The sequence below is a fragment of the Pandoraea sp. CB10b_02 genome, from assembly GCF_002216225.1.
GTDB classification, from domain to species: Bacteria; Pseudomonadota; Gammaproteobacteria; order Burkholderiales; family Burkholderiaceae; genus Pandoraea; species Pandoraea nosoerga.
In genome coordinates this window covers 14,927-32,139 of record NZ_NJGW02000001.1, presented here as the reverse complement: position 1 = coordinate 32,139, position 17,213 = coordinate 14,927, and the positions used below count along the sequence as shown (strand labels likewise).

Here is a 17,213-nt window from a genome sequence, read left to right as displayed (position 1 = left end):
AACATCATGAAGAACATCCAACGCAACCTTCTCGCATCCGCCTGCCTTCTTGCCGTCATCACGATGACCGGCTGCGCCAGTTCCGGTTCGGGCGGCACCAGCGGCTCGCTTGGCGACGGCGGCGGCAGTGGCACGACCGCCGGCACGGGCGGTGGCGGCGGCACCGGCGCAGGCACGGTGCCCGACGGTTCGGGCAATGGCGGCGGCACCGGCGGCGATGGAAGCGGCAACGGAAATGGCAACGGGAACGGGAATGGCAACGGCGGCACGGGCGCCGCGACCAATCCGATCGGCACGGTGGCGGCGACGGCGAGCACCGGCGTCGTCACGCAGGTCGGCAAGACGGTCAGTGACCTGGGCACCACGCTCGCCGGCACGCAGTTGCCGCTCGTGAGCTCGCAAACGCAAAGCGGCCTGGCTGGCGCCGCGGTGTCGACCGGCAACGCCGTGCAGACGCTGAGCAACGGTCTGACGAACGGCCTTGGCAAGCTCGGCTCGGTGAGCGACCCGCTCAACCCGACGCTCGCCAGCGTCGGCGGCGCGGTCACGAACCTTGGCACGGCTGGCACGCAGCTGGGCAGCGCCGTTGCCGGCCTGGGTCAAACCGGCCCGCTCGCCAACACGCCGATCAACGGTGTGACGACGCTGCTCGGCGGCGTGGTCTCCTCCGTCGGCAAGGCGGGCGAAGCGCTTGGCGGCGGCCTCACGCAAACCATCACAAGCGCTCCCGTGCAACAGCTCACGACAGGCCTGTCCTCGGCCATCACGCCGATCACGAACGTGGTGACCAACACGACGCAAACGCTGGGCAACGCCACGGGCCTCGGGGCGCCAGTGGCGGGCCTGCTCGCGAAGGTCGGCGGCGGCCTCGCCGGCGTGGGCACGAAGATTGGCGGTCAACTCAACAACCCGATCGCGGCCGATATCGGCGGCATCGTCAAGGGTGTCGGCAATACCGTCGCCAGCCTCGGCGGCGTGGTCCACGGCACGCCCACGAGTGCCAACCCGCTCGCACCGATCACCTCGGTTCTGGGTGGCCTGGGTGGCTTGGGTGGGCTGGGCGGCACCGGCGGCGCGGGCGGTGCGGGTGGCAATCCGCTCGCGCCCGTCACCAATCTCGTCGCAGGTCTCACCGGTTCGCTGGGCGGCGCCGCAGGTGGCAACTCGGGCGGCAATCCGGGTGGCAATCCGCTCGCCCCGGTCACGAACCTCGTCTCCGGTCTGACGGGCGCCCTGGGCGGCGCAACGGGCGGCGGCACGTCGGGCACGAACCCACTGGCCCCGGTCACGAATCTCGTCTCGGGCCTGACCGGCGCGCTCGGTGGCGCCACGGGCGGCGGCACGTCGGGCACCAACCCGCTGGCGCCGGTCACGAATCTCGTCTCGGGCCTGACCGGCGCGCTTGCGGGCGGCGCCGCGGGTAGCACGGGTGGCGCGGGTGGCGCGGGTGGTGGCGGCGGATCGGCCGCCGGTGGTGTGCTCGCCCCGGTGACCACGCTGCTCGGCTCGGTGACGGGCGCCGTGGGCGGCGCCACCGGCGGCTCGACGGGCGGCAGCGGCGGCCCGCTCGCGCCGGTGACCGGCCTGCTCGGCGGCCTGCTCGGCGGCGTGAAGAAGTAATCGTCGGCACCGGCGCGCGCCGCGTGTATCGCGCCCGGCGCGCGCGGCACCGGTTTCTCAGATGGAAGTGACAGCGTCATCCGGACGGTCCGCCGCCGGCAAACATTCAGAACGATCAAGGGAGAGGAACATCATGTCGAACGCACTTCAACGCACCCTTCTGGCCTCGGCCGCCATCGGTCTCATCGCCCTCACCGGCTGCTCCAGCGGCGGCGGCAGCGGTGCGAGTTCGGCCGGCACCACCGGCACCCCGAATGCGGTCGGCACGACCGCAGCCAATGCGGGCGGGGTGGTGAGCTCCGCCGGCAACATCGTGAGCGCCCTCGGCGACCAGGTCTCGAGCACGCAGTTGCCGCTGGTGTCGACGCAAGCCTCCCAAGGCTTCGGCGGCGCGCTGTCGAACACCGGCAAGGCGGTCACCGACCTCGGCAACGGCGTGAGCGCGGGCCTCGGCAAGACCGGCACGTCGGCCGACACGGTCGGCATCACCCTCGCGAGCACCGGCAACGTCGTCACGGACCTCGGTCAGGCCGGCGTGTCGCTCGGCAGCGGCGTGGCCGGCATCGGCAAGAGCGGCCCGCTCGCGGGCACACCGGTCGATACGCTCACGAGTGCACTCGGCAACGTCGTCGGTACGGTCGGCCAGGGCGGCATCGCCGGCGGCGCGATTCTCAAGCAGGCGTTCTCGGGCGGCCCGGTCACGCAGGTGACGTCCACGCTCTCGGCCGCGATCAATCCGGTCACCAACGTCGTGTCCGACACCACGCGCACCATCGGCAACACCACGGGCCTGGGCGGCCCGGTGCAGAACCTGCTGACCACGCTCGGCAATACGGTCGGCACGGTCGGCGGCACGATCAAGGGCACCTCGTCGAACGGTGTCGTGACCGCGCTGGGCAACACCGTGATCGCCACCGGCAACACGGTCTCCGGCCTCGGCACGCTGCTCAATGGCTCCACGTCGACCGGCTCGGCGAATCCGTTCGGCTCGCTGCTGGGCAACCTCGGCGCGACGACGGCCGGCGGCGGCAGCGCAAGCCCGCTCGCCCCGGTGACCGGTCTGCTGGGTGGCCTGGGCGGACTGGGCGGCCTGGGCGGATCGTCCGGGGCCAGTAGCGGCAATCCGCTCGGCGCCGTGACCGGCCTGCTCTCGGGCGCGACCGGCGGCTCCTCCGGCAGCGGTAATCCGCTCGCGCCGGTCACCGGCCTGCTCGCCGGCGTCACGGGCGCCGCAGGTAGCGGCGCCGGCGCCACCGGCGGCCTCACCGGCCTGCTTGCGCCGGTGACGAACCTGCTCGGCAGCGTGGCCCACGTCGGCAAGTAATTCACCATCGTCGCGAGCGCGCTGGCGCGCTCCGGCACCGCGCATGTGACGAGCTTCATCGATAAGGAGATGCCATGGCCCGCTTCATTTCCGACACCAGCGTTCTGACGCGCGGTCATGGCGAATCCGCCCCGCCCACCTCCGAACCCGTGGCGATGCGCGAGACCGGCGACGGTTTCACCGCGCGTCACGCACACCACACGTTCGGCACCGATGCGAGTGCCGCTTCCGGGGCGACGTCCGGCGCCTCCCCGCTCAACGCAACACACGGCACCATGAGCGACCGACATACGAACCGTAATGATCTCGTCGCCGGCATCGTCCGCTCGCTCGGACGCCGGCTCGCCGTGTATACCGCGCTCTATCACGCCGCGCTCGCCGAACAGCTCGGCCTGAACGTGACGGATCTGAACGCGCTCGATCTGATTCTCGAGCTCGAATCGATCACCGCGGGACAGCTCGCCGAACTCATGGGCGTGAGCTCGGGCGGCATCACCACGGTTATCGATCGCCTCGAGCGCGCGGGCTTCGTCGAGCGCGAGAAGAACCCGCACGACCGCCGCATGGTGATGATCCATCCCATCGCGCAGCGGTGCGCGCAAATCGAACAGTTCCTGTCGTCGGTCTCGCGCGAGCTCACGGCGGTGAGCGCCGCCTACGACCACAGCGAGCTCGCTGCCATTCATGATTTTCTGGTGCAGAGCATTCGCACGCTCAAGAGCGAAACGTTCCGCCTGCGCTTCGAAGCCGACCAGGACATCGCGGGGCTGGTATCGGGCAGCCGGCACTCGCCGGCCAAGCCGTGAGACGGCCCGCACCCGCCGCGCCGAGGAGAAACGTCATGTCGAAAATTCTGCGTCCCGCGTTGCTCGCGGCCCTGGTCGTCGGCGTCGTCGGTGTCACGGGCTGCTCCAGCTCGGGTGGCGGCAGCGGCGCCACGCCGAACAATCCGAACAATCCGAATGGTCCGAACAACCCCAACGATCCGAACAACCCGAACAATCCGACGAATCCAACGAGCAGCAACGGCGTCATCAGCTCGGTCGGCTCGGTAGTGAGCGCCGTGGGCAACCAGGTCGCGGGCACCACGATTCCCGGCGTGTCGCCGCAGGCGACGCAGGGCTTCGGCGGCGCGCTCGTGCAAACCGGCAATGCCGTGACCGATCTGGGCACCGGCGTGAGCAACGGTCTCGGGCAACTCGGCAAATCGGGCGCCGACCCTGTCGGCACCACGCTCGCGAGCACCGGCGGCGTGGTGGCCGATCTTGGCAACGCGGGCGTGTCGCTCGGCAGCGGCATCGCGGGCATCGGCAAGAGCGGGCCGCTCGCGGGCACCCCCGTCGACACGCTCGCCGGAACGCTCGGCGGGGTCGTCTCCACGGTCGGTCAAACGGGCGTGAAAGGCGGCGCCATGCTCACGCAAACGCTCACCAGCGCGCCGATCGTGCAAGCGACCACGGCGCTCTCCTCGGCCATCTCACCGATCACGAATACCGTCGTCAGCACCACGCAGACCATCGGCAACACGACCGGCCTCGGCGGCCCCGTAGCGGGCCTGCTCGGCACGCTGGGCGGCGCATTGACCGCGACGGGCGCGCAGGTGAAGGCGGCCGCGCCGAACGCGGTGGTCGCGAGCCTCGGCAACCCGATCATGGCGCTGGGCAACACCGTCGCCAGCGCCGGCGGCCTGCTCAACGGCACCACCAACGGCACGAGCGCCAATGCATTGGGCGCGGTGCTCGCCAGTCTCGGCAACACGCCGATCACATCGACCTCGGCCGGTACGACGCATCCGTTGGGCTCGCTTACCGGGCTGCTGGGTGGCCTGGGCGGTCTGGGGGGCACGGCGGGGTCGTCGGGCAGTGGCAACCCGCTGGGCGCCGTCACGGGATTGCTGGGCGGCACTTCGGGCAGCGGCGGTAGCGGCGGTAGCAGCGGCAGTGCGGGCAATCCGCTCGCGCCCGTGGCGTCGCTGCTGAGCGCCGTCACGGCGCCGCTCGCCCCGGTGGCGGGCACCACGTCGGCAAGTGCAGGCGGCGGCCTGCTGGCGCCCGTCACCAGCTTGCTGGGCGGCCTGGGCAAGTGAGCGGGTAAGCGCGCGAGCAGCGCGCATTGCCTGCCGGATAGAACGAACCGATAAATCGCGAGAGGGGGGCGTCCTCGAGTCAAAGCTCGACGGACGACGGCAAGCCCGGACAGTGAAGCGACACTGCCCGGGCTTTGTCGTTTGATGGACGGCGATGCAGGCATCGCGTCGACGCGCCGGCGTCGACGTGTGTGCGCAAATGGCGTCGCGCCGCGCCACGAGCGGCGTTGGAGCGTCCTCAAAAAAACAAAAGACCCGGGCGTCTGCGCCGCGGGTCTTCTGACCGAGAATGGGGTGAAGCCGAGAATGGGGCGAAGAATGGGATGGAGTGCGCACCGCGCGGCGGCGCACGTCGGGCGCCGTCGGCGGTACTGAGCGTGCGGACGGTGGCAGCCGACGATGCGATCGCGTGCCTTATTGCTCGCGAATCCAGGTCTGCGTGCGACCGATCAGCGAAATGCCGATGTAGCCGCGCACGTCGAGCTTCTTGCCGCCGTCTGTGAGCGTCATCTTGCAGTTGTACTCGGTGCCGTTTTCCGGATCGAGAATCTTGCCGCCCGCGTACTGATCGCCTTCCTTCTTGATGCCGCGAATGATCTGCATGCCCAGCATCTTCTGATCCTTGCGCTCATCCTTGCACGCGGTGCAGATGCGGCCCGGATCATCGTTTTCGCCGAGTCCCTTGGTGATCGTGCCGACGTATTCGCCGTTCCGCTCCGTAATGGTGACGAGCGCCTTGGGCTTGCCCGTCTTGTCGTCGATCGTCTTCCACACACCGACCGGCGAGGTCTCGTCGGCCGCGAACGCCGCCTTGGCAACACCGCCCAACAACGCTACTGCGACGAGCGCTTGCGCACCCAGACGTCGCCACGACGTCGAATTCGAAATCGCCTTCATGATGTCATCCTCCCGGATACGGAATTGATTTGTCGTAGGACTCACGTACCGGCCGCGCCTGCGCCGCCATTCGCGCGAGTCGCTTTGAAGATTACGTCAAAGGCGTCACAACGTGCAGAGGAAGTCCTCTACTCCAAGGCCGCCGCATCAAGGGCGAAACGGTGTCACGGTTCGCGCAGCCAGACCTGCGTGCGGCCCAGCAGCGAAATGCCGAAATAGCCTCGAACCTCGAGCTTTCGCCCGCCGTCGACCACCTTCACCTTGACGCTGTATTCGCTGCCGCTGTCGGGATCGAGAATCTTGCCGCCGGTGTATTCGTCGCCGTCCTTGCGCAGCCCGCGAATGATCTGCAGGCCCTGCAGCTTCATGCCCTTGCGCCAGTCGGTGCACTCGGTGCAGCGGCGCTCCAGACCGTCGGGGCGGCCCAGGCTTTTCGATAGCGCGCCAACGTACTCGCCGTCTTTTTCAGTGATGGTGATGAGCGCTTTCGGGTCGCCCGTCTCGTCGACGATTCGCCATACGCCCACCGGCGAGATCAGGTCGGCGGCCACGGCCGCGCATGCGCTGGCACACAGGATTGCCGCCGCGCCAAGGCGCCGCCACGGCGCGGCATTGAACATCGGTTTCACAGTGACCTTCGTTAGCGGTTCGAGGGAACGGCGAGCGATTACAACGGCGGCAACGCGATTGCCGTCAGACGCCATTGCACGAGATTACGACGCGTGAGCGTAAACGTCACGACACGCTCGGGACGATTGCTGCGCGACACATGCACGAGGAAATGATTGAAGTCCTCGAACTCGGTGCGTGTGATCGTGCGCGCGGATGCTTCGGTCGGCGCCGCGGCATCGCTGCCGCCCGGCGGCGCGGACGTGGCCGCGTCGGACGCAGGCGGAGGCGGCGCTGATGGCGCGGACGGCGCCTGTTGCGGCGGCGGCGCGACCTCGCGCGGCACCGGTGCCCCGGGCGCAGGCGGCAAGCCGGTGCTGTCGCCGCGCAGCATTGCCGCCACGGCCTGCGGCGTGAGCAGCGCTTCGACCACGCGGTCCGACACCCAGCCACCCAAGGCGAGCGCCAGTGCGCCCAAGGCGTTGCCGCGTTGCTTGTCCATCTGTCGCGACAGTTCGTCGTGCAGGCTCAGCTTCAGGCTGTCACGCACCGCAGGATAATCGACATACGCGGAGAGCGCGTCGGCGTCACGCGCGTTTGCCGCCTCACGCGCCCTCCACAAGGTGTAATACGGCGTGCCAAACAGCAACCCCAGTACGACGACGAGCCCGACCAGGGCGATCCACAATTTACGCATCATCAATACTCCGACAGTCCACTGCGACGGTCAAACTGCGCATGGTAGGCGTTTCGCGAGAACGCGGCACCAGCGACTTACATTGCTTTACAAATCCTTACAGCACAGGGCCCGGCTGGCTTTTACTCTCGAAGCGTAAGCTGCACGTCGCGGCAAGCTCCGGCGCCGCGCCCTACACGGCGAGGTTACCCCCGATTTGCCGCTGCGCGCTGGTGTCGTCCCGGCGCGCGCCTGCGGCCCTTCAACCGACAAGGAGGTGGCACGATGCGTCACGACCGACTTGTCCGAGCCGTGTGTTTTGCCTTGCTGAGCGGCGCTTCGCTGGGCGCGGCCGCGCAGTCGGCGTCAGACGGCCGCTTCTTTCGCGGCTGGTTCGCGCAAGGGGCCGAGCGACCGGGCGCGCGAGGCGACGGGCGCGGTGACGCCGCCCCCCGTGGGACCAGGCCGTCGCGCCCCCCCGAAGTGCGGCCGCAGGGCGACCTGCGAGGCGACATCTACAACCATCTTCGCGAGCAACGCCAGCCGCCCGCACCGGCACCGCCGGCCGGGGCGCCGGGACAGCCGGGCGAGCGCAAGTCCGATCGTGGCAATCGCGGGCGCTGAGCGCAGCCCGAGTGTGCGCCTGTGCGCCTGTGCGCCTGTGCGCCTGTGCGCTGCAGGCGATTCAGGCAATTCAGGTCAGCGACGTGTCGACCGTGCGGCGCGGCGCTTCCAGATACTCCAGCGATTGCATCTCGACCAGACGGGATACCGTGCGCGTGAATTCATTGGCGAGCGTGCCTTCGGTGTAGAGCTCCTCGGGCGGCACTTGCGCCGACATCAGCAGCTTGACCTTGTGATCGTAGAACACGTCGACGAGCCACGTGAAGCGGCGCGCTTCCGAGGCCATGCGCGGCGTCATTTTCGGCACGTCCGAGAGCACGACGGTGTGAAAGCGGTTGGCCAGTTCGAGATAGTCGTTCTGCGAGCGCGGGCCGCCGCACAACGTGTGGAAGTCGAACCACACGGCGCCGCCCGCACGGCGCAGCGCCTTCAGTTCGCGCTGCTCGATGTGCAGCAGCGGACTCTCGTCGGGCACGCCGGCGATCTCGGTAAACGCCGCACGCAGCGCACGGTTGGCCTCGTTGCCGAGCGGATAGTGATACACCTGCACCTGCGCGAGCGTGCGGCGACGATAGTCGATGCCGGCGTCGACATTGAGCACGTCGAGCTTCTCCTCGAGCAGCTTGATCGCGGGCAGCACGCGATCGCGATGCAGGCCGTCCGGGTAGAGCGTGTCGGGGCGATAGTTCGACGTCATGACGAACTGCACGCCGTTCTTGAACAGCTCGGAGAGCAGCCGGTGCAGGATCATCGCATCGGCGACGTCGGAGACGTGAAATTCGTCGAAGCAGATCAGGCGATAGCGCTTGGCGACGCGCCTGGCCAGCTCGTCGAGCGGATCGGGCAGCCCCTTGAGCGCCTGCAGCTGGTGATGCACTTCACGCATGAACTCGTGAAAGTGCAAACGCGTCTTGCGCTGCAGCGGCACCACCGAGTAGAAGCTGTCCATCAGGAAGCTCTTGCCGCGCCCCACCCCGCCCCATAGATACACGCCCTTGGGCAAATCGGGATGCACCAGCCACTTCTTGAGGGTGTTGGAGCGCCGCGCCTTGTAGGCGGCCCATTCGTCGTAGCACTGCTGCAGACGATCGACGGCACGCTCCTGGGCCTCGTCGGGCTTGTAGCCGCGCGCGGCCAATTCTTGTTGGTAGTATTCGCGAACGTTCATGCGGACTGCGCGCCCTGAGATTGCCCGAGGGCCGCGAGGCTAAGGGATTCAAAAAAACAAAGGCGAGTTGCCTCGCCTTTGTTCGGACACATCAGCGTGACGCTGCTTACTTGTTCAGCGCGCGCTTCTCGACATCGAGGGCGGCTTCACGCATCACTTCCGACAGCGACGGGTGCGGGTGGCAGATACGCCCGATGTCTTCCGAGGCCGCCTTGAACTCCATCGCGACCACCGCTTCGGCGATCAGATCCGAAGCGTTCAGGCCGATCACGTGCACGCCGAGGATTTCGTCGGTCTTGGCATCGGCCAGCACCTTCACGAAACCGTCCGACGAGCCCATGCCCAGCGCACGGCCATTGGCCGCGAACGGGAACTGCCCCGGCTTGAATTCACGGCCTTCGGCCTTGAGCTGCTGCTCGGTCTTGCCGACCCAGGCGATTTCCGGCGAGGTGTAGATCACCCACGGAATGCAGTTGTAGTCGATGTGCGGCTTCTGGCCAGCGATGACTTCGGCCACCAGCACGCCCTCGTCTTCGGCCTTGTGCGCGAGCATCGGGCCGCGCACCACGTCGCCGATCGCGTACACGTTCGGCAGCTTGGTGCGGCAGTGCTCGTCCACGGGAATGAAGCCGCGCTCGTCGGTCGCCAGACCGATGTTGCCCAGGCCCAGGTCGTCGGTGTTCGGCACGCGGCCGACCGAGACGATCAGGCGGTCGACTTCGAGCGTCTTGGCGTTGCCGTCCTTGTCCGTGTAGTTGACCGTCACGCTGTTCTTGCCGGTCTTCACTTCGCCGACCTTCACGCCGACGTTGATGTCCAGCCCCTGCTTCTTGAACTGCTTGGCGGCCTCCTTGGCCACGCCGGCGTCGGCGGCGGCCAGGAACTCCGGCATGGCTTCGAGCACGGTGACCTCGGCGCCCAGACGACGCCACACCGAACCGAGCTCCAGACCGATCACGCCGGCGCCGATCACGCCCAACTTCTTCGGCACGGTGTCGAACGAGAGCGCACCTTCGTTGTCCGAGATGAGCTTGTTGTCGACCGGCATGCCCGGCAGGTGGCGCGCCTTCGAACCGGTGGCGATGATGATGTTCTTGGCGGTGACCGATTCATTCTCGGCGCCCGTCACATCGATCTGATAGCCGGCATCGTTCTTGGCGATGATCTTGCCGTGGCCCTTGAGCCACGTAATCTTGTTCTTCTTGAACAGGAACTCGATGCCGCCGGTCATCTTGTCGACGATGCCCTGCTTGCGCTTGAGCATCTGGGCGATGTCGATCTTGACGTCCGACGTGGTGATACCGTGATCGGCCAGATGGTGGCCGACCTTCTCGAATTCCTCCGACGACGCGAGCAGCGCCTTCGACGGAATGCAGCCCACGTTCAGGCACGTACCGCCGAGCACCATCTTGCCGGCCGGATTGGTCCACTTCTCGACGCAGGCGACGGAAAAGCCGAGCTGCGCGGCGCGGATTGCGGCGATATAACCGCCGGGGCCGGCGCCGATAACGACTACATCAAATTCTTTGTTTGCCATTTTGAGACTCAGTGAAGGTTGACGGCAGAAGAAGGCGCGGCGCGCCGGCCGTGCAACGGATGGCCGGGCGCTGCCGCGCGGTGCGCGCTAACGCTTACAGGTCGAGCAGCAGGCGAGCCGGATCTTCCAGCGCTTCCTTCATGGCGACGAGGCTCAGCACGGCTTCGCGGCCGTCGATGATGCGGTGGTCGTAGCTCATGGCCAGATAGTTCATCGGACGGATGACGATCTCGCCGTTTTCCACGACCGGACGGTCCTTCGTGGCGTGCACGCCCAGAATGGCCGATTGCGGCGGGTTGATGATCGGGGTCGAGAGCATCGAGCCGAACACGCCGCCGTTCGAGATCGAGAACGTGCCGCCGGTCATTTCCTCGATCGACAGCTTGCCATCGGCAGCCTTCTTGCCATATTCGGCGATCTTCTTCTCGATGTCGGCCAGGCTCATCTGGTCGGCATTGCGCAGGATCGGCACTACCAGACCGCGCGGCGAGCCGACGGCGATACCGATGTCGAAATAGCCGTGGTAGACGATGTCGTTACCGTCGATCGACGCATTCACGGCCGGGTACTTCTTGAGCGCATGCACGGCGGCCTTCACGAAGAACGACATGAAGCCCAGCTTCACGCCGTGTTCCTTCTCGAACTTGTCCTTGTACTTGTTGCGCAGATCCATCACCGGCTTCATGTTGACCTCGTTGAACGTGGTCAGAATGGCGTTGGTCTGTTGCGATTGCAGCAGGCGCTCGGCGATACGGGCGCGCAGACGCGACATCGGCACGCGCTGCTCCGGGCGGCCTTCGAGCGACGTGTCGCGGCCCACCGGGGCGGCGACCGACGGCAGTGCGGCGCGCTGCGCCGGCGCCGGAATCGACGAGGCGGCAGCGGCCGGCTTGGCACCGGCGGCCAGGGCGTCACCCTTGGTCACGCGGCCGTCGCGGCCCGAGCCGGCGACGTCGCTCGGCGACAGGTTCTTCTCGGCGAGCACCTTGGCGGCCGCCGGGCTGGCGATGCCACCCGAGGCGCCACCGGCTGCGGGGGCGGCAGCCGGCGCGGCGGCGGCCGGCGCAGCGGCTTCGGCCGGCTTGGCGGCGACCGGCGCAGCGGCGCCTGCCTTGGCTTCGGTGTCGATCTTGGCGATGACTTGTTCGGACGTCACGGTGTCGCCGGCCGAGGCGCTCACTTCGACGAGCACGCCGGCGGCGGGCGCCGGTACTTCGAGCACGACCTTGTCGGTCTCGACTTCGATCACGGTTTCGTCCTGGGCAAAGGCTTCACCGACTTTCTTCTTCCAGTCGAGCAGCGTGCCTTCGGAAACCGACTCGGAAAACTGGGGGACTTTGACTTCAACAATGGCCATTTCTGGATCCTGGATTCGATAGACGTTCAATTCGGAAATACGGCAGCGGCCGTCCCTGGGGGGAGGACGACCGCTGTAGGACCTAACCGCTTACTGCACCACGGTCGCGCCCTTGAGGCGACCGAAAGCCGTATCGAGCAACTGCTTGAGTTGTTCGTAGTGCTTGGCGTAGTAGCCCACGGCAGGCGAGGCCGAAGCCGCGCGACCCGCGTAAGCCAGCTTCTGACCGGCGCTCATGCTCTCGATCAGGTGGTGTTCGATGTAGAACCACGGACCCTGGTTTTGCGGCTCGTCCTGGGCCCACACCACTTCGGTGAGGTTTTCGTACTTCTTCAGCTCGCTCTCGAACGCTTTGTGCGGGAACGGGTAGAGCTGTTCCACGCGAATGATCGCGACGTCGTTCGACTTCTCTTCGCGACGACGGGCGACCAGGTCGTAGTACAGGCGGCCCGAGCAGACGATCACGCGCTTGACCTTCTTCGCGTCGATCGAAGCGTCGGTCTCGCCGATGACCGTCAGGAAGCTGCCCTTGGACAGTTCCGTCAGCTCGCTCACGGCTTCCTTGTGGCGCAGCAGCGACTTCGGCGTGAACACGATCAGCGGCTTGCGCAGCTGGCGGATCATCTGACGGCGCAGCAGGTGGAAGATCTGTGCCGGCGTGGTCGGCTGGACCACTTGCATGTTGGTATCGGCGCACAGTTGCAGATAGCGCTCGATACGTGCCGACGAGTGCTCCGGACCCTGGCCTTCGTAGCCGTGCGGCAGCAGCATCGTGAGGCCCGAGACGCGGCCCCACTTCACTTCACCGCTCGAGATGAACTGGTCGATCACGACCTGCGCACCGTTGGCGAAGTCGCCGAATTGCCCTTCCCACAGCACCATCGTGTTCGGCTCGGCGGTCGAGTAACCGTACTCGAAGCCCAGCACGGCTTCTTCCGAGAGCACCGAGTCGATCACCGTGAAGCTCGCCTGACCGTCGGCCACGTGTTGCAGCGGCACGTAGGTGCCGTCGTTCCAGCGCTCGCGGTTCTGGTCGTGCAGCACGGCGTGGCGGTGCGTGAACGTGCCACGGCCCGAGTCCTGACCGGTCAGGCGCACGGCGAAGCCCGACGAGACCAGCGACGCGAACGCCAGGTGCTCGCCCATGCCCCAGTCGAGCGGCTGCTCGCCCTTGCCCATCTTTTCACGGTCCTTGATGACCTTCTCGACGAGCGGGTGAACCTTGAAGTTGGCCGGAATCGTGGTGATACGCTCGGCCAGGCGCTTGAGTTCGTTCAGCGGCACGGCCGTATCGGCGGCGTCCGTCCACTTCTTGTTCAGGAACGGCACCCAGTCGACCGCGTACTTGCTCTTGTAGTTCGAGAGCACCGGGTCGATGGTGTGATGGCCTTCGTCCATGGCCTGGCGATAGGCCTTCACGAAACCGTCGCCCTCTTCGGCCGTGATCACGCCTTGCGTGACCAGCTTCTCGGCGTACAGCGCGCGCGTGCCCGGGTGTTGCGCGATCTTCTTGTACATCAGCGGCTGCGTGACCGCCGGGGTGTCCTGCTCGTTGTGGCCCAGCTTGCGGTAGCAAACGATGTCCACGACGGCGTCCTTCTTGAATTCCTGACGGAAATCCAGGGCCAGCTGCATGGCCAGCACGACCGCTTCCGGATCGTCGCCGTTCACGTGCAGCACCGGCGCTTCGATCATCTTGACCACGTCCGAGCAGTACGTCGTCGAACGGGCGTCACGCGGGTCCGACGTGGTGAAGCCGATCTGGTTGTTGATGACGATGTGTACCGTGCCGTGCGTGCCGTAACCGCGCGTTTGCGCGAGGTTCAGCGTTTCCATCACGACACCCTGGCCTGCGAAGGCGGCGTCGCCGTGGACTTGCACCGGCAGCACGCTGGCCGCGTCGGCTTCGCCGCGACGGTCCATACGGGCCTTGGCCGAGCCTTCGACCACCGGGTTCACGATTTCGAGGTGCGACGGGTTGAACGCCAACGACAGGTGGACCGGGCCGCCGCTCGTCGAGACGTCGCTCGAGAAGCCCTTGTGGTACTTCACGTCGCCTGCCGGCAGGTCGTCCACGTGCTTGCCTTCAAATTCGGCAAACAGGTCCGACGGCATCTTGCCGAGGGTGTTGACCAGCACGTTCAGACGGCCGCGGTGGGCCATGCCGATCACGATTTCCTGCACGCCCTTCGCACCGGCGTGATGGACGAGCTCGTCCATCGCCACGATGAACGACTCGCCGCCTTCGAGCGAGAAGCGCTTCTGGCCGACGAACTTGGTGTGCAGATAACGCTCGAGGCCTTCGGCGGCCGTCAGGCGTTCGAGGATGTGTTTCTTCTTCTCTGCGCTGAAGTTGGGCGTAGCGCGCACCTTCTCCAGACGCTCCTGCCACCAGCGCTTTTGCACCGGATCGCTGATGTACATGTACTCGGCGCCGATCGAGCCGCAGTACGTGTCGCGCAGCGCCTTGAGCAGATCGCGCAGGCTGGCTTGCTCAAAGCCGAAATACGTGTTCTCTGCCGAGTACACGCTGTCCATGTCGGCTTCGGTCAGGTCGTAGAAAGCGGGTTCCAGCTCGGGGATGGCCGGACGTTCCTGGCGCTTGAGCGGGTCCAGGTTGGCCCAGCGGGCGCCGAGGAAGCGGTAAGCGGCAACGAGCGACTGCACGTGCACCTGCTTGCGGGCTACGGCCAGATCGGAGGCGCCGGCGCGCGATACGAAGGCATTGGCCTTGGCGCGCTGGGCGAACGACTCGACGATCGGGGCGTGAGCCACGTCGTTGGCGTTGGAACCATCAACAGCGGGGACGTTTTGCAGTGCGTCGAAGTACTGACGCCAGTTGTCCGGCACGGACGCCGGATTATCAAGATACGATTCGTACAGTTCTTCGACGTAGGGGGCATTGCCGCCGAAGAGGTACGAGTTCGCTTGGAATTGTTCCATCAAACTCATTTTGCGCTCACCTTTTCTACGAGTGTCTCGAGAAATAGCGGGTTACGAAACCTTCCGCGACACGGCCTGACCGAATAGCGGATTGCGAGAATCAAGTGGTGCTTGGAAGGACCTGATCAATCACGGCGTGGAGCATAGCACGTTTTCCCGAGACCCACCCCATCGGAAAGCCGTCGCGCGGACGCTCGCGGCGTATCCGCCACATGGGTCGCGGGCCGCCCCGCCAGCGCGCTCGAACGCCCGTTTGCCGGCACGGCGGCATGCGAGTGTCGGTGGCCTCACTGTCATCTGGCCGCTATCGCGCGCCGCCGCCCGCCGCCTCGCGCGCGTGACTTGGTCGGGCCCGCTTATGCTTATATGGAAATTGGATATATAGGAATTAAATTTTATTATTTTAATTTCTAATCGGTGACCGATATCGTGTCGACTATCCCCTTGCCGGTCCACCCGGGGGTGGCTTGACGGGTCAGACCCGCCCGGGCTTCCGTGCTGGTCCGGCCCCTGGAGCCCACAACGACATGCAAGAGACGACGCCTCTCACCGCCCAGCAAGCCCAGTTGCTCAGCCAGCTGGTCGACGGCCTTTCCACCGAGCAGCTCGCCTGGGTGCGCGGCTTTCTCGCCGGCATCAATCACTCGGTGCGCCATGCCGGCGCGCAGGCGCCCGCGGCCGGCACGGGCAGCGCCGCCGCCCCCCAGCTGACCATTCTGTACGGTTCGCAAACGGGCCATGCGCAGGAAGTGGCCGAGCATGCCAAGGCGCGGGCGGTGGCGGCGGGCTTCAAGGTCGACCTGTTCGCGATGGGCGACTACAAGGCCTCGCGTCTGAAGAACGACAAGTTGCTGCTCGTGGCGGTGTCCACGCAGGGCGAAGGCGAACCGCCCGACGACGCTCGCGACTTCTACGAATTCCTGCACGGCGAGAAGGCCCCGAAGCTCGAGGGCACGCGTTTCGCCGTGCTGGGACTGGGTGACTCCAGCTATGAGAAATTCTGCCAGGCCGGCAAGGACTTCGACGCCCGCCTGGCCGCTCTCGGCGCCGAGCGTCTGGTCGCGCGCGTCGACAGCGACGTCGACTACGACGGCCCGGCCGAGCGCTGGATCGAAGAGACGGTCGAAGCGCTCAAGCGCGTGGCCGCTCCGGCGGCCGCAGGCAAGGCCGGCGCCGCCGACGGCTTCAGCCTCGCCTCGCTGGCCGGCGCCGTGGCCCCCGCCGCTGCTGCGAGCCAATACAGCCGCAAGCACCCGTTCGACGCTACGGTGCTCGAGAACCTCACGCTCTCGGGCCGCGGCTCGTCCAAGGAAGTGCATCACATCGAACTCTCGCTCGAAGGCTCGGGCCTCACCTACGAACCGGGCGATGCGCTCGGCGTGGTCGTGAAGAACGACGAGACGCTCGTCGACGAACTCATCGACACGCTCGCGCTCGACCCGCAAGCCACGACGACCACGCAGGACAGCACGCTTTCGCTGCGCGAGGCGTTCCTGCGCGCCTACGACATCACCACGCTCTCGCGCGCCTTCCTCGAGAAGTACGCCGCACTGGCCGAATCGACCGAGCTCAAGGCATTGCTCGCCGCCGGCAACGAGACGGCGCTGCGCGACTATCTGTACGGCCGCGACGTGCTCGACGTGGTGCGCCAGTTCCCGGTGCGCAAGGTGAAGGCGGCCGAGTTCGTGGGCACGCTGCGCACGCTGCAGCCGCGCCTGTATTCGATTGCCTCGAGCCTCGCGGCAAACCCCGAGGCCGTGCACATCACCGTGGGCGCCGTGCGCTACGACAGCCACGGTCGTGCCCGGCGCGGCGTGGCCTCGACCTATCTTGCCGACGTCGCCCGCGAAGGCGAAACGGTGCCGGTGTACATCGAAGCGAACCGCAACTTCAAGTTGCCCTCGGACAGCAGTGCGCCGGTCATCATGATCGGGCCGGGCACCGGCATCGCACCGTTTCGCGCGTTCGTGGAAGAGCGGCAGGCGCTCGACGCGCCGGGCAGGAACTGGCTGTTCTTTGGCGATCGCAACTTCCGCACCGACTTCCTGTATCAGCGCGAATGGCAGCGTTACGTGAAGGACGGCGCGCTCACGAAGATCGATCTCGCGTTCTCGCGCGACGGCGAAGACAAGGTCTACGTACAGCACCGCATGCGCGAGCAGGGCAAGGAGCTCTACGCCTGGCTGCAGGAAGGCGCCTATCTTTACGTGTGCGGCGACGCCGAACAGATGGCGCGCGACGTGAATACCGCGCTCGTGGACATCGTGGCCGAGCATGGCGGCCTGGCGCAGGACGCCGCCGCCGAGTACGTGAAGACGCTGCAGCGCGAAAAGCGCTACCAGCGCGACGTGTACTGATCGATCGCGGCGCCT

General features: G+C 66.7%; 13 protein-coding genes. 6 read left to right on the top strand and 7 right to left on the bottom strand.

Going from position 1 to position 17,213, the window contains the following annotated elements; genetic code table 11:
- Positions 1-6: 6 nt before the first annotated feature.
- From CDN36_RS00125 to CDN36_RS00110, 4 genes are all read left to right on the top strand, one after another.
- Entirely contained in the window at positions 7-1,620 is a 1,614-nt protein-coding gene (locus CDN36_RS00125; RefSeq protein WP_287495674.1) for a collagen-like triple helix repeat-containing protein, read from the top strand.
- A gap of 133 nt (positions 1,621-1,753) precedes the next feature.
- Positions 1,754-2,944 (top strand): collagen-like triple helix repeat-containing protein, encoded by a 1,191-nt coding sequence (locus CDN36_RS00120; protein WP_287495673.1) that lies wholly within the window; start codon positions 1,754-1,756, stop codon positions 2,942-2,944.
- Positions 2,945-3,018: 74 nt separating this feature from the next.
- A complete protein-coding gene (locus CDN36_RS00115) occupies positions 3,019-3,750 on the top strand; it encodes a MarR family winged helix-turn-helix transcriptional regulator (RefSeq protein WP_150557501.1) in 732 nt (243 codons plus the stop codon).
- Between the two features lie 35 nt (positions 3,751-3,785).
- A complete protein-coding gene (locus tag CDN36_RS00110; RefSeq protein ID WP_287495672.1) occupies positions 3,786-5,030 on the top strand; it encodes a collagen-like triple helix repeat-containing protein in 1,245 nt (414 codons plus the stop codon).
- A gap of 414 nt (positions 5,031-5,444) precedes the next feature.
- Here the strand turns inward: CDN36_RS00110 and CDN36_RS00105 are convergent, their stop codons facing one another.
- From CDN36_RS00105 to CDN36_RS00095, 3 genes are all read right to left on the bottom strand, one after another.
- Complete coding sequence (locus CDN36_RS00105; RefSeq protein WP_150557503.1) at positions 5,445-5,927, bottom strand: DUF2147 domain-containing protein; 483 nt, start codon at positions 5,925-5,927, stop codon at positions 5,445-5,447.
- A 164-nt stretch (positions 5,928-6,091) separates the two neighbouring features.
- Positions 6,092-6,547 (bottom strand): DUF2147 domain-containing protein, encoded by a 456-nt coding sequence (locus CDN36_RS00100; protein ID WP_287495851.1) that lies wholly within the window; start codon positions 6,545-6,547, stop codon positions 6,092-6,094.
- Positions 6,548-6,594: 47 nt separating this feature from the next.
- On the bottom strand, positions 6,595-7,236 hold the full coding sequence (locus CDN36_RS00095; RefSeq protein ID WP_287495671.1) for a DUF2939 domain-containing protein: 642 nt from the start codon (positions 7,234-7,236) through the stop codon (positions 6,595-6,597).
- A gap of 261 nt (positions 7,237-7,497) precedes the next feature.
- Here CDN36_RS00095 and CDN36_RS00090 point away from each other — a divergent pair, with 261 nt between their 5' ends.
- Positions 7,498-7,836, top strand: coding sequence for a hypothetical protein (locus tag CDN36_RS00090; protein ID WP_287495670.1), 339 nt, complete (start codon positions 7,498-7,500; stop codon positions 7,834-7,836).
- A 70-nt stretch (positions 7,837-7,906) separates the two neighbouring features.
- On the opposite strand, the gene zapE is transcribed toward CDN36_RS00090, so the two are convergent.
- The 4 genes from zapE to CDN36_RS00070 all read right to left on the bottom strand — a co-directional run bounded on the left by zapE (position 7,907) and on the right by CDN36_RS00070 (position 14,850).
- Positions 7,907-9,004 carry a cell division protein ZapE gene (zapE, locus tag CDN36_RS00085; protein ID WP_150557507.1) on the bottom strand — a complete coding sequence of 366 codons (1,098 nt, stop codon included), beginning with the start codon at positions 9,002-9,004 and terminating at the stop codon, positions 7,907-7,909.
- Positions 9,005-9,110: 106 nt separating this feature from the next.
- Entirely contained in the window at positions 9,111-10,541 is a 1,431-nt protein-coding gene (lpdA, locus tag CDN36_RS00080; RefSeq protein ID WP_150557508.1) for a dihydrolipoyl dehydrogenase, read from the bottom strand.
- Positions 10,542-10,635: 94 nt separating this feature from the next.
- The gene (gene odhB, locus CDN36_RS00075; protein WP_206111460.1) at positions 10,636-11,898 is read right to left on the bottom strand and encodes a 2-oxoglutarate dehydrogenase complex dihydrolipoyllysine-residue succinyltransferase; all 1,263 of its coding nucleotides are present in this window, start codon (positions 11,896-11,898) and stop codon (positions 10,636-10,638) included.
- A 90-nt stretch (positions 11,899-11,988) separates the two neighbouring features.
- Complete coding sequence (locus CDN36_RS00070; RefSeq protein WP_150555825.1) at positions 11,989-14,850, bottom strand: 2-oxoglutarate dehydrogenase E1 component; 2,862 nt, start codon at positions 14,848-14,850, stop codon at positions 11,989-11,991.
- Between the two features lie 518 nt (positions 14,851-15,368).
- On the opposite strand from CDN36_RS00070, the gene CDN36_RS00065 reads away from it, so the two are divergent.
- Positions 15,369-17,198, top strand: a complete 1,830-nt coding sequence (locus CDN36_RS00065; RefSeq protein ID WP_287495669.1) for an assimilatory sulfite reductase (NADPH) flavoprotein subunit — start codon at positions 15,369-15,371, stop codon at positions 17,196-17,198.
- Positions 17,199-17,213: the final 15 nt, after the last annotated feature.